We start from the raw sequence: 12,237 nt of genomic DNA, 5'->3' as shown, positions 1-12,237 counted from the left end.
ATTTGCTCCTTAGCTAAATACCGGGCTATTTTTATCTATGCCAATGACGATGCGCTCGGAGTATTTTAGCGAGTTAAATGTATAGATGACGATGGAGTCAAGCTCGCTAGCGCACTCTTTTTGCAGCGTCTTGCTTAGCTTTTTAAAGTCGCTCTCACGGATCTCACCCTCATAGACTGAAAACTGCACGCGAGGCAGAAATTTCTCGACTGCTTTTCTGATACGATTTGCGTTATTTCGCTCTTTTTGCTCGCGTCCTGCGATGTCGTAAAAAAGTATCACATACATCTTCTCTCCTAAGCAGTGCAATAGTCGTGATATGCGCAGTTTTGGCAAAATTTGCCCTGCGTAAATTTGGGCGGCTTTTCTAAATTTGCAAGCGCGCTTATCTCGCTTAAAATTTTCTCTACTAGAGCGAAATTTTCGCTACTATCCTCCACTAAAATCACCTTTTTACCGCTTATTAGCTTGCCTTTTACCTCTTTTAAATTTAAGCCCGTTTTTAAAAGATAGACGTAAAAAAGTAGTTGCATCTTGCCTGCAAGCTCGTTTTTTAGGCTCTTTTTGTATTCGGTGATAAGATAATGTCCGCGCTGCTTGGAAATTTTGTCGAATTTCAAATTTGAAAATGCAAAGTCCTGCAAATCGCTCTCTTTGATATCTGCTAGCGCCTTGCCCATTAGCACGTTCTCATCCTCTTGATCTGCGTGGATCTGATGCGCGTAAAGCCACGCCTCGCGCTTACAGGTAACGTAGTAATTCACAAGTGTGCCAGTGATCTGATCTTTTGAAAACATTAGTCAAATACCTCGTCCTCAATATCCAAATTCGTATCTTTTTTAAGGCCGCACTCGGCACTATAAAAATAAGACGAGCCAAACGGCAGATAAAACATATCTTTAAGCCCATTTATCTGTTTTAAATTTGGCATTAGCTTATTCATATCTTTTAACGCTACGTTTATGCTAAATTCTGGCAACTTTCTGATGTGGTTTTTAAAAAGATCTCTTATGGTAAATTTCTCATTCGGACTATTTTTGATCTCAAAAATTTTAGCTTCAAAATCTTTAATGAAATTTTCTTCAGGCTCAATTATTATGGTTTGTTTGTAGTTATCGTTCATGATATCCTCGATTTTTTGATTTATATTTTCAAATTCCAGCTTTTCTATCTCGCTTTTTATATGCAAATTTTCCAGTTGATTGCTTATCTTTTGAAAATAGAAATTTGAAATTTCTAAAATTTCGCTCTCTCGCACCTCTTTTTGCTTAAGATCGCTCAAAATAGCCCCGCTTACTTTATATAGATCGCCATAAATCAAATTTGTAAATTTGCTTATTTCAGGAAAGACGTATAGCTCGCCTCTTGTTGCTCCAAAATGCCTATTTACGCGCCCTGCTGTTTGTATGATAGAGCTAATAGGCGAGACTTCGCGAAACCCAATGTCAAAGTCAAGATCCACTCCAGCTTCGATGGACTGCGTGGAGATAAGTAAAATTTTGCTTGCGAGTGGATCAACTTTGCTTTTATCTATCGCGCACTTTACGGCCTCTATAGTGGCGCACTTGTGATCATCATACATATATCCGTTTAGGCAAAAGCAGCTAAATTTATCCCTTAGCTTTGTAAAAAGCTCTTGCGCTTTTTTGATCGTATTTACAACGACTAGAGTATTTTTATCGCTTGCGGTTTCGCAAATCTTTTCCAAAAGCTCATCTTCGCCGTCTGTATCAAGCCATTTTATGACGTATCTATCCTGCTTTGAAAAATAGTCTAAATTTGAAATTTCTTTAAAATTTTCGCTTTTAATAACCGGCATTGTCGCCGACATAAATATAAAAATAGTGCCAAGCCGCTGCGAAATGATCTCGCAAAGCAGGATAAAATCTTTTCTAAAGTTATATGGGATCGCTTGCGCCTCATCGATGATAACGACGCTATTTTTTAGCTGATTAAATTTGACGTTGTCTTTGTTTTTATTGCCAAATAGCGCAAATATCAGCTGATAAAGAGTAGTTATATTTATCTCGCCGCTAAAAGACTCCATCAAAAATTTGATCTTAGAATACCTATCCTCCTTGGTTAGATTTTTTTCATCTATCGTCGTTTTGTGGTGAGCTTTGCTAACCGAAATATCGCTATTTTTATAAATTTTCGCGATAATATCGTAGGTCTGATCGATTATTGAGGTAAAAGGAAGCGCATAAATTATGCGAGGTTTATTAAATTTCAATGCAAAATTTAATGCCGTCAAAGTCTTGCCATAGCCTGTAGGCGCAGTTAAAGTAAAAAGTTTGTAGTTTTCGTCAAAGTTATTTAAAAAAAATTTTCTAAACGCGTCTCGCTTTTCATTTGGCGGCAAATTTTGGATATCACTCTCTAAAACATCTATCGGTATATCTTTGCTTTCTTGTTTTTGCATGCTAAAGATCGCCTCAAATTTATCACTATAAATCAAATTTGAATATAGGCTTTTGAAATTTATAAAGTCCTCATAGGTAAATTTGTGCCTGTATTGCGATAAAACTAAGTATTGACGAAGCTTTTCAGCTCTATCTAAAAACTCATCTTTTTTTGTAGATAATCCCGAATAGATCTTAATGTTTTTAGCAGCATTAGTCACTTCATCCCACTGCTCTAGCTCTTTTTGATTTTTGAAAAATTTATTAGCTTCTCTGGCTAACGTCATTAAATTTACCACATTGCCATGGTGCGAAACGATGGCAAGAAAGCTAAATAGGGTTGGTATCTCATCAAATTTTGAGTTCAGCAAGAAAAAATATGCCGACAAGAGCGAGTGATTTTTATCCAGCTTGTCGTTTGAAGTATCTCTGATGTAAATTTGAAAATTATTCTTCAGTTTTGCGATGTCGTGGTAGAGTTTGACCTGCTTATCCAGCTCATCGTCGTCAGGCGAGATCATATTTTTTATATGATTTTCTAAAAGTTTATTTGGATGCGACCAAAACTCGTCAAATAAAATAGACTCTTTCATCGTTTATCTGATAAATATTTTCATGATTTTTAGATTTTATAAGCTCTTTGCCGTTTATCTCCATCACAAAGTCTTTAAAATCTTTAAAAATTCGTCCATTTTCGCAGCCACAAGGCATTCTAGCTGTAGTTAATTTCGCATTTTCATTAATGCCTTCAAAAACAAAATCATCCATAAGCGTAAATGTATTTATAAAGCTTTCATCTTGTGATATTTTTTCACATATTTTTATATCTATCCAGCTAAAATCCGCTATGCAAAAATTTATCCCAAGATAGGGCGTAAAGGCGGTTTTATGCTCTTTTAAATTTGAGATTATTTTATCTTGATAACTTTGCTCTAAAATTTCTAAATTTAAAAATACGACATAAGATGGCGAGCAGATTAGCTCTCTGTAAAACTGCTTTTTCTCTTTTGCGTTTTGATAGCCTTCTTCTATGTGCATATTGCTTGAGAGGGCAAATTTTATGCCATTAAAGACAAAGCTCTTTTTTAAAATTTGCCTATCTATTTTTACGCTATATTGAATGTTTGATAGCTTAAAGTACTCTTCTTCACCTATAACGGCGCCTAAAAAGCCCATTATAGTGGTCTTTGGCGGCACTGGATAGGTTAAGCTAGAGTAAATCGTCGCTGGATGTGAAAAATGAGCGTAATCGCCAAATAATCTAAAAGCAACAATGCTCATTTTATGCCTCTATCTTTTTCCAGCTGCTGTCAAAATTTTCTTTGTTTATCGTTTCAAAATCATAATCGCTCATATACTCTATCTTTTCTATATTTGCGGCGTATCTTGCGAGTTTATTTTTTAAATTTGTAAAGTCGATAGTGTATTCGTTTATGCTTCTTATCACTCTATCTTCTTTTTCGCTTTTTAGGCTTATACTATTGTTTAGATCGCCTGCAAACGTATCGTCTTTGTATGTGATGATTAGCATAAACCTCGGAGTTTGACCGATTTTCGAGCGAGTTGTTAGGTTTTTAGTGCCATGCCACAAAGCTTTTAAAATTTTAGCCTCATCGGCTTCGTTAAAGCCTGTTTTTGCTGCGTTATAGTTATCTATGATGCCGTAAGTAGCAAAAATAGCGTATTTTATAAATTCCTCTTCTCTAAAAGTCGCTTGATCTTTTTGTTTTTTTGGATCATTTGGATCGTAGTCGCTAGCAAAAGCGCCAGTTCCTTTAACATGCTCTACTTCGACCTTGTTTAGGGATTTGCTTAGTCTAAACTGCACTGGTCCAGTAAATTGAACGCCTGCGGTTTTTATCTCTTTGTCTTGCTTCATCTCATCTTTATCTGAAATAGGCAACACGCCACCAAATGCGCGGATGTCGATAAATTTAGACAAAATTTCTCGCTGCAGTTCGCTTTTGTTTTGCTTTATATTTATACTTTGTCTGATCGCAGTTTTAGCGTCTAATAGGGCATCCTCTATCCTATACTCCTTTATAAAAATCGACGCCTCATCTTTTTTCATGATCTCATCTCTAATAGTCCTTTTTATACGCACGTCCGTCACCTCAGCTACGCCAGTTTCATCATCTCGCCTAGGAGCGTTATCCTTTAGCATGTCGCCATTTGGGTTCCAGTTCTCTCCGTCCCATAAAAAAAGTATCTCTTTTTTTTGCATTTTATTCTCCTTATTTTGTTTTTTCTTTTATAAATTTACGATAGTCGCTTCCGCCAATAGCAAAGGCAAGCGTAGTATGCGAGGTTTTTACCATCTTTTTCTCGTTAGAAAAGATCTGCGGTAAAATTTCGATCAAACACTCTTTTATGTTTTCAATGTTAGCATTTGGCTTGCCAGAAGCAGCCTTAAGCTTTCTAATCATTTCATCACATTTGGTCCAAATTCGCTCCAAATTTTCCATGCTTATCGATCCGCAGTCGTTAAGCCAGTTGCTAAAAGATACGCCGCCGTTCACGCCAAGCTGCCAGTTTATCATGGCCGCGCTTAGCATACCGAGTAAATAAGCGCTAATGAGCGCATCGTTTTGATGTAAAAACTCGCTATTTTTGATTAGCTCTTTGATCAGTTCTTTTTTATCGGTTAAATTTTCCAAATCGCACTCCTTTTGAAAGACTAATTTTTTGTTTAAGACATTGGTCTCATTAAAGAAATTTTGATATTTTGCAATATTTTCAAATTTTCTTTCTTTATAAAAATCGTTAAAGTATTTGCTCCATTCCAACTTTTTTGCGTAACTTTTATTGACACTACCATAATAAATCAGATCACTATATCTTTCTATCATAATCTCTAAATCAAATTTATTTCTTGATAGCAAAAAGCTCATCACGCCAAGCCTGCTTTCAAATAAATTTTGCAGATAGATCGTCTCATCTGTGCCGCTATTTTTTTCATAGAAGGCTTTTATGTTAAAATGGCTCATTAAATTTGAGATGCGAGAGATAAAAGATGGTAAAACATCGTCTATCGCAAGCTTTAAATCGATAGCAGCGTTGCTTTGCGTGTAAAATAAAATCGTATTTAAAACAGGTAAATTTTCCTGCTTTTTAGCTGTTGTCTCGAGATAATAATCTATGCTAAATTTTATGGCTTCCTCGGCGATTTCAATGTTTTTTATGTCGTTCTTTGAAGTCTCTTCAAGTATTTTTACAATCTCTTCTAAATTTACTGAGCTACTCAAAATAGTAGGCAAAATCGCCATTTTCATACCATAAAAATTATGCGATAGCTTATCTTTTATCGCTTTAAAGCCATTTTCTACCTTTTTTGCGCTAAAGGCGCTTAACGGCAGGAGCTTTGATTTGATAAATTGCATATTAGTGGGCATCTCATTTACCGAGCAAAACGCTAAATTTGCATCGCCGCCGATACCCTTTTCGTTTGTTAAGATATCGTATCCGTAAGATGATTTTTGCTCTTTTACGCTGATATGATTTTCAAAAATTTGCTTAAAATATGCAGAAACCGGCTTGCCATCATATGAGAGCGAGAAAAAAGTAGCGACTTTTTTGCCTTTTTCGTTTTTTAGCTCATCAAGACCTTTGATCTCATCTATAATACCAACAAAATACTCTTCGTTTATGCTTGATAGTATAGATAAAATAGCGTCTTTTTCTACAATGCTTGGCTCAAAAAAGGAGAGCAAATTTGAAATAGATTTCAAAATGCCTCTTATAAATTTAGCTTCGTCTTTATTCACGTCTTTGGATAAAAATTGAGAATTTGGGAAAAGATTGCCAGAATTTGCTCCAACGCCAAATCTACATATTATTAAGTCATCTTTGCTTATGTTTAAATTTGGCTCGATCTGCTTGGTCACTATGTCGCAAAGATAGACTTTGATCTTGTCATATTTGTGAGCTCCATTTTTGAGCTTAAGCTCTTCTTTTTCATATACCTCACCTATGTCAGCAAGAATTTTAACTATATCAGCCAAAATATTTTCCTTATTTTATTTAACTTAAAATTTTAAATATTTTTTAATTTTATGCATGCTCGACTTAAATATCTCTAAATTTAAGCTTATTTTGCAAGTTTAAAAAATAAAAATATAAATCAAGTATTTTTTATTATGCTTGTATTAGCTACAGCAAATACTGAACTCTATCCATCCTAAATTTATGTCAAAAATTTTAATGTCTACGATAGGACTAAAAAATATAAACAAAAAGCACAATATATATTTTCTTGTGCGATTAAAAAGCTTTTTAATTTTCAAATATAACCCTCCCAAATCTTTTTTTATTTGCATATCATTATAATACAGAATAAAATATATTTCAAGTTATATTGTTTTAATGGTTAAAATGATTTTTGTTTTGACAAAAAATGTACTATAATACATATTAAAGAATAAGGTTCCCGCTGGGATTTGAAATTATTGTTTTAATGGTTTGTAGCCTTATTCTTTTTCTTTTGTTATTTCTATAAAACCTACTCCATAGTTCATACATCCACTACCAACTCCCACATCAAGGATCAAATTTATAAGCTCTGTCCTTGCTTTGATATGCCATTTTGCAGGCCAAGCTTTGACTGGCATATTATTATTACCATAGTAAAAATATAAAGGCTTTTGTAAATTTTGCCAAAGCAATTTTAGCTCAAACTCACCCTCATATTTATACCCCATAAGTGTTTCAAATCTTTGTAGCGCGTTGGTTTTCATCATTTCAAGATGCCTTGAGTCTTGCGGCTCAAGATGCACTTTGTATCCCAAAAGTCCAACGACCGAACATGCAACACATCCTTGAAAAGTAGCTTCTTTTTGTGAAATTCTATGCTCTTTTACTGACACAGACGTATCAAGCAAACAAATATTGCCAAGTTTTAATCCATCTTTTAGTACAGCAAAAGCGATCGTTTTTTCAAATTCTGGCACAAACGAGCTAAGTCTTATTTCTAAACTTAAGCCATTTAATCTAAAATCAAAATTTGATCTTTTAAAATTTTTACCGCTCTCTTTATGTATGTATCCGTCATGTTCAGCTTTTGGCAAATAGCTGTAAATATAGCCTTGTATGAGCCTAGATAAAGACTTTGCTATTTTTAAATTTTGAGTTGGTAGGCGTGAATTTATAATGATCATCCTTGCTCCTTATTTGTTGCTAAAATGGATTATAACTCAAAATTTTGTAAAAAATAGACAATTATATAAAATAAATTTTTTAGAATTTATTTTTTATTTTAAAATAATGTAGCTAAATAAAATCAAAGACTTATTTTAAAATTTAAATGATCTTTTCTTGACATATAATAATGTTTTTTGTATAATCTCAATTCTTTTTTAAATAATCATGTCTTGCTAGCTCAGTCGGTAGAGCATCTCACTTTTAATGAGGGGGCCGTTGGTTCGAATCCAACGCAGGACACCATTTTTTGGGTTTATGACCCTTTCGTCTAGTGGCTCAGGACTCTACTTTCTCTGTGTAGAAACAGAGGTTCAAATCCTCTAAGGGTCGCCAGATATTTTAAATTTTAGGTCGCTTAGCTCAGTTGGTAGAGCGCCACCCTTACAAGGTGGATGTCATAAGTTCGAGTCTTATAGCGACCACCATTACTTTTAGGTGCAGCGGTAGTTCAGTTGGTTAGAATGCCGCCCTGTCACGGCGGAGGTCGCGGGTTCGAGCCCCGTCCGCTGCGCCATCTACTTTTTATCCTTTTTTATTTTATTTAATCTTTTAACTCAAAAATAGTTTTTTAGAGAAATTTTACGCAAAATAGTATGTAAAATTTGATTAACGATAGTCTTTTGTCTCTTTTTATAAATATTTTTTGATCAAATCTTCTATACAAAAAGCTAAAGTAAATTTACACAACATTAAATATTAAAAATTTATAAATTTAAATAAAAGTGTGCAAAATATAAAGAAAAAATATTATTTTTATCTTTTGATTATCAAAATATCAATATAATCGTAAAAATTTATAAAAGGATAATTATGGCACTTGAAAATGTATTAAGAGCGATTGAGGATATAAAAAATGGCAAAATGGTCGTCATGGTCGATGACGAGGACCGCGAAAATGAGGGCGATCTGGTCTTTTCAGCAGCTAGTAGCGACATGCAAAAGGTAAATTTTGCTATCACTCATGCAAAGGGCGTGCTCTGTCTTGCGATGGACGAGACAAACGCTAAAAGGCTTGATCTGCCGCTAATGGTAGCCAAAAACACATCGAGCCACGAGACAGCTTTTACAGTCACGATAGACGCAAAAGACGCAACAACTGGCGTTAGCGCATATGAGCGCGATATGACGATCAGACTTGCGGCTGATGCTAGCTCAAAACCTGAAGACTTCGTGCGTCCAGGACACATTTTCCCACTCATCGCCAAAAATGGCGGCGTGCTCGTTCGCACAGGACACACCGAGGGCTCAGTCGATCTTTGTAAGCTCGCTGGCGTTAGCCCGATGGCTTCGATATGCGAGATCATAAAAGAAGATGGCACTATGGCAAGGCGTGATTATTTAGAGGAGTTTTGTAAGAAATTTGGGCTAAATATGATCAGCGTTTCTGATCTGGTCGAGTATAGACTAAGCCATGAAAGCCTCATAAAAGTTGGCGAAAAAAGTGACGTGATGATCGCAAACTGCGCTGCAGCAAGATACGATATCGCCGATCACAAAGGTAAAATCCACTCAGCTTATCTTTTTGGTGAGCCAAAGAGCAAGGCAAATGTCAAATTTCAAAAGATCCTAGCCGATCACGAGCTTTTGAGCAGTCTAAAATATGAAGAGCTTTTAAAAACTATCAAATTTCTAAGTCAAAATGGTGGAATTTTGATCTTTTTAGATAGCGACAACTCAAACACAAGCAAGGACTACGGCATCGGAGCGCAAATTTTAAATCACTTTGGTGTAAAGGATATCGAACTTCTAAGCTCAAATAAAAATAAAGAATTTGTAAGCTTAGCTGGTTTTGGGCTAAATATAGTCGGCTACAAGGAAATTTAAAGGAGATAAAATGAGCGAAGAGGTACAACGCAGAGCCTTACAAAATCAAATTTGGAGCATCGCAAATGAAGTAAGGGGTGCTGTTGATGGCTGGGACTTTAAACAGTATGTCCTCGGAACTTTGTTTTATAGATTTATCAGCGAAAATTTTACTGACTACATAGAGGCTGGGGATGATAGCATCGACTACGCTAGCATGGGCGACGATGAGATAGATGACGAGCAAAAAAGGGTTATCATAGAAGAAAAGGGCTACTTTATCTATCCTAGTCAGCTTTTTAAAAATGTTGTAAAAAATGCCTCGAATAATGAAAATTTAAATACCGATCTAGATCAAATTTTTAAAAGTATCGAAGGCTCAGCCGCAGGGTTTGAGTCAGAGCAAGATATCAAAGGACTTTTTGCTGACTTTGATACGACAAGCAACAGGCTTGGCAATAGCGTCGCAGATAAAAATAGAAGGCTTGCTGCTGTTTTAAACGGAGTTGCTGGGCTTGATTTTGGTGACTTTAAAGATAACCACATCGATCTTTTTGGCGATGCTTATGAGTTTCTCATCTCAAACTATGCTGCAAATGCCGGCAAGTCAGGCGGCGAGTTTTTCACTCCGCAAAATGTCTCAAAGCTCATCTCTGAGCTAGCCATGCACGGACAAGAAAGTGTAAATAAAATTTACGATCCAGCTTGTGGCTCTGGTTCGCTACTTTTGCAAGCCAAAAAGAGATTTGACAAGCATGAGGTAGAGCAGGGCTTTTTTGGACAAGAGATCAATCATACGACATTTAACCTTGCTCGCATGAATATGTTTTTACACAACATAAACTACTCTAAATTTCACATCGAGCTTGGCGATACGCTTTTAGACCCAAAGCTTCAGGACGACAAGCCGTTTGACGCCATAGTCTCAAACCCTCCTTACTCTATAAACTGGATCGGCAGTGATGATCCCACACTTATAAATGATGCTCGGTTTGCTCCAGCTGGCGTGCTAGCGCCTAAAAGCAAGGCAGACTTTGCCTTTATCATGCATGCTCTTAGCTACCTTTCTGCAAAGGGGCGAGCTGCTATCGTTAGCTTTCCTGGCATTTTTTATAGAGGCGGCGCAGAAAAGAAGATACGTGAGTATCTTGTAAAAGAAAATTTCGTCGAAACCATCATCGCCCTAGCGCCAAATCTCTTCTACGGCACATCGATCGCTGTAAATATCCTTGTGCTCTCAAAGCACAAAAGTGAAAACAAAACGCAGTTTATAGACGCTAGTGAGTTTTTTGAAAAAAGAACGAACAATAACGTTTTAACAAGTGAGCACATTAAAAAGATAGTAGAAATTTTTGCTAGCAAAGAAGAGATCGCTCACGTGGCTACATCGGTGGATAATGACACTATCGCTAAAAATGACTACAACCTAGCAGTTAGCTCCTATGTCGAGCCAAAAGATACACGCGAGAAGATAGATATAAACGAGCTAAATTTACAGATAAAAGAGACCGTGGCTAAGATCTCAAATTTACGCTCACAGATAGATGATATCATCGCGCAGATAGAGCTGGATGGCGAGAGATGAGTAAAATTTTTGATCTGATAAATGAGCTTTGTCCTGATGGGGTTGAATTTAAAGAGCTTGGAGAGATTGGTTATTTATATGGTGGTTTAAGTAGTAAAACAAAAGATGATTTTGTAAAACATGGAAATGCTAAATATATAACATACATGAATGTATTTTTGAATTTAAGTATAGATACGAATGCGCTTGAATATGTAAAAATAGATGATAATGAAAAGCAAAATTTAGTTGTCTATGGTGATATTTTATTTACTGGCTCTTCTGAAACTAGAAACGAATGTGGATTTTCGTCTGTTTTTACTAAAAAGATAGAAGAACCGATATATTTAAATAGCTTTTGCTTTGGTTTTCGTTTAAATGATTTAAACTTATTTGATCCAGAATTTCTAAAATACATTTTTAGAAGCAACTTTTTGAGAACACAAATTATTAAGACTGCTAGTGGTGTAACTCGTTTTAATGTTTCAAAAACAAAATTTCTAAAAATTAAACTCCCTGTGCCTCCGATGGAAGTGCAGCGTGAAATAGTCTGTATCTTGGACTCTTTCACGCTTCTTACAGCAGAGCTTACAGCAGAGCTTACAGCTAGAAAAAAGCAGTATGAATTTTATCGCGACTTTCTTTTAAGCTTTGACGAGCTTGATAAAAATGGGGGGGGGTGTGAGCTAAAAATGCTTGGAGAAATTGCAGAAATTGCATCTGGTGGAACACCTTCGACGCACAATAAGATTTTTTGGGAAAAGGGCACTATACCTTGGTTAAAATCTGAAGTATGCAAGGATTGCATTATTGAAAAATCATCTTTGTTCATTACTGAAAGTGGGCTTGACAATTCTAGTGCAAAAATTTTTAAGAAAGGGACTGTTTTGATGGCAATGGTTGGGGCTACAATATTTAAAATGGCTTTTTTAAATATTGAAGCAGCAACAAATCAAAATATAGCAGGAATAAAAGCAAACAATAAAATATTGATGGATAAATTTTTGTTTTATTTCTTGGTCAAATCTTATCCAGAACTTATTTCAAAATTGTCAGGCTATAATATGGTGAATTTAACTCAGGTTAAAAAAATAAAAATCCCCGTCCCATCACTTCAAACACAGCAAAAAGTCGTTGATATCTTAGATAAATTTGATACGCTTGTAAATTCTATAACTGAGGGTTTGCCACGAGAGATAGAGCTAAGGCGCAAGCAGTATGAGCATTACAGAGAGCTACTTTTAAATTTCAAACCAAAAATGACAGCATAAA

At 35.6% G+C, this 12,237-nt stretch carries 10 protein-coding genes and 4 tRNA genes; 7 read left to right on the top strand and 7 right to left on the bottom strand.

Features of this window, described 5'->3' with window-relative positions; genetic code table 11:
• Positions 1-9 precede the first annotated feature (9 nt).
• From cas2 to CVT07_RS05340, 7 genes are all read right to left on the bottom strand, one after another.
• Positions 10-288 (bottom strand): CRISPR-associated endonuclease Cas2, encoded by a 279-nt coding sequence (gene cas2, locus CVT07_RS05370; protein ID WP_107935932.1) that lies wholly within the window; start codon positions 286-288, stop codon positions 10-12.
• Positions 289-296: 8 nt separating this feature from the next.
• A complete protein-coding gene (locus CVT07_RS05365; protein ID WP_107935934.1) occupies positions 297-797 on the bottom strand; it encodes a CRISPR-associated protein Cas4 in 501 nt (166 codons plus the stop codon).
• A complete protein-coding gene (locus tag CVT07_RS05360; RefSeq protein WP_107935936.1) occupies positions 797-2,995 on the bottom strand; it encodes a CRISPR-associated helicase/endonuclease Cas3 in 2,199 nt (732 codons plus the stop codon). Before CVT07_RS05360 ends, CVT07_RS05365 begins: the two co-directional genes overlap by 1 nt.
• A complete protein-coding gene (gene cas5, locus CVT07_RS05355) occupies positions 2,973-3,683 on the bottom strand; it encodes a CRISPR-associated protein Cas5 (protein ID WP_107935938.1) in 711 nt (236 codons plus the stop codon). The genes CVT07_RS05360 and cas5 overlap by 23 nt, the downstream gene beginning before the upstream one ends.
• Before the next feature lies 1 nt (position 3,684).
• Complete coding sequence (gene cas7b, locus CVT07_RS05350; protein WP_103595140.1) at positions 3,685-4,626, bottom strand: type I-B CRISPR-associated protein Cas7/Csh2; 942 nt, start codon at positions 4,624-4,626, stop codon at positions 3,685-3,687.
• A gap of 10 nt (positions 4,627-4,636) precedes the next feature.
• On the bottom strand, positions 4,637-6,403 hold the full coding sequence (locus tag CVT07_RS05345; RefSeq protein WP_107935939.1) for a TM1802 family CRISPR-associated protein: 1,767 nt from the start codon (positions 6,401-6,403) through the stop codon (positions 4,637-4,639).
• A 465-nt stretch (positions 6,404-6,868) separates the two neighbouring features.
• Complete coding sequence (locus tag CVT07_RS05340) at positions 6,869-7,555, bottom strand: CRISPR-associated endoribonuclease Cas6 (protein ID WP_107935941.1); 687 nt, start codon at positions 7,553-7,555, stop codon at positions 6,869-6,871.
• Between the two features lie 210 nt (positions 7,556-7,765).
• Between CVT07_RS05340 and CVT07_RS05335 the strand changes: the two genes are divergently transcribed.
• From CVT07_RS05335 to CVT07_RS05305, 7 genes are all read left to right on the top strand, one after another.
• Positions 7,766-7,841: transfer RNA gene (locus CVT07_RS05335), tRNA-Lys, on the top strand.
• A gap of 14 nt (positions 7,842-7,855) precedes the next feature.
• Positions 7,856-7,931: transfer RNA gene (locus tag CVT07_RS05330), tRNA-Glu, on the top strand.
• Positions 7,932-7,947: 16 nt separating this feature from the next.
• Positions 7,948-8,023: transfer RNA gene (locus CVT07_RS05325), tRNA-Val, on the top strand.
• A 12-nt stretch (positions 8,024-8,035) separates the two neighbouring features.
• Positions 8,036-8,112 (top strand) — tRNA-Asp (locus tag CVT07_RS05320).
• 296 nt (positions 8,113-8,408) lie between these two features.
• Positions 8,409-9,422 carry a bifunctional 3,4-dihydroxy-2-butanone 4-phosphate synthase/GTP cyclohydrolase II gene (locus tag CVT07_RS05315; protein WP_107937716.1) on the top strand — a complete coding sequence of 338 codons (1,014 nt, stop codon included), beginning with the start codon at positions 8,409-8,411 and terminating at the stop codon, positions 9,420-9,422.
• A 10-nt stretch (positions 9,423-9,432) separates the two neighbouring features.
• Positions 9,433-10,986 (top strand): type I restriction-modification system subunit M, encoded by a 1,554-nt coding sequence (locus tag CVT07_RS05310; RefSeq protein ID WP_107937715.1) that lies wholly within the window; start codon positions 9,433-9,435, stop codon positions 10,984-10,986.
• Entirely contained in the window at positions 10,983-12,236 is a 1,254-nt protein-coding gene (locus CVT07_RS05305) for a restriction endonuclease subunit S (protein ID WP_107937713.1), read from the top strand. The genes CVT07_RS05310 and CVT07_RS05305 overlap by 4 nt, the downstream gene beginning before the upstream one ends.
• Position 12,237: the final 1 nt, after the last annotated feature.

It is taken from the genome of Campylobacter concisus, assembly GCF_003048875.2.
GTDB classification, from domain to species: domain Bacteria; phylum Campylobacterota; class Campylobacteria; order Campylobacterales; family Campylobacteraceae; genus Campylobacter_A; species Campylobacter_A concisus_AU.
The sequence above is the reverse complement of the archived record's forward strand: the minus strand, read 5'-3'. Positions and strand labels throughout refer to the sequence as shown.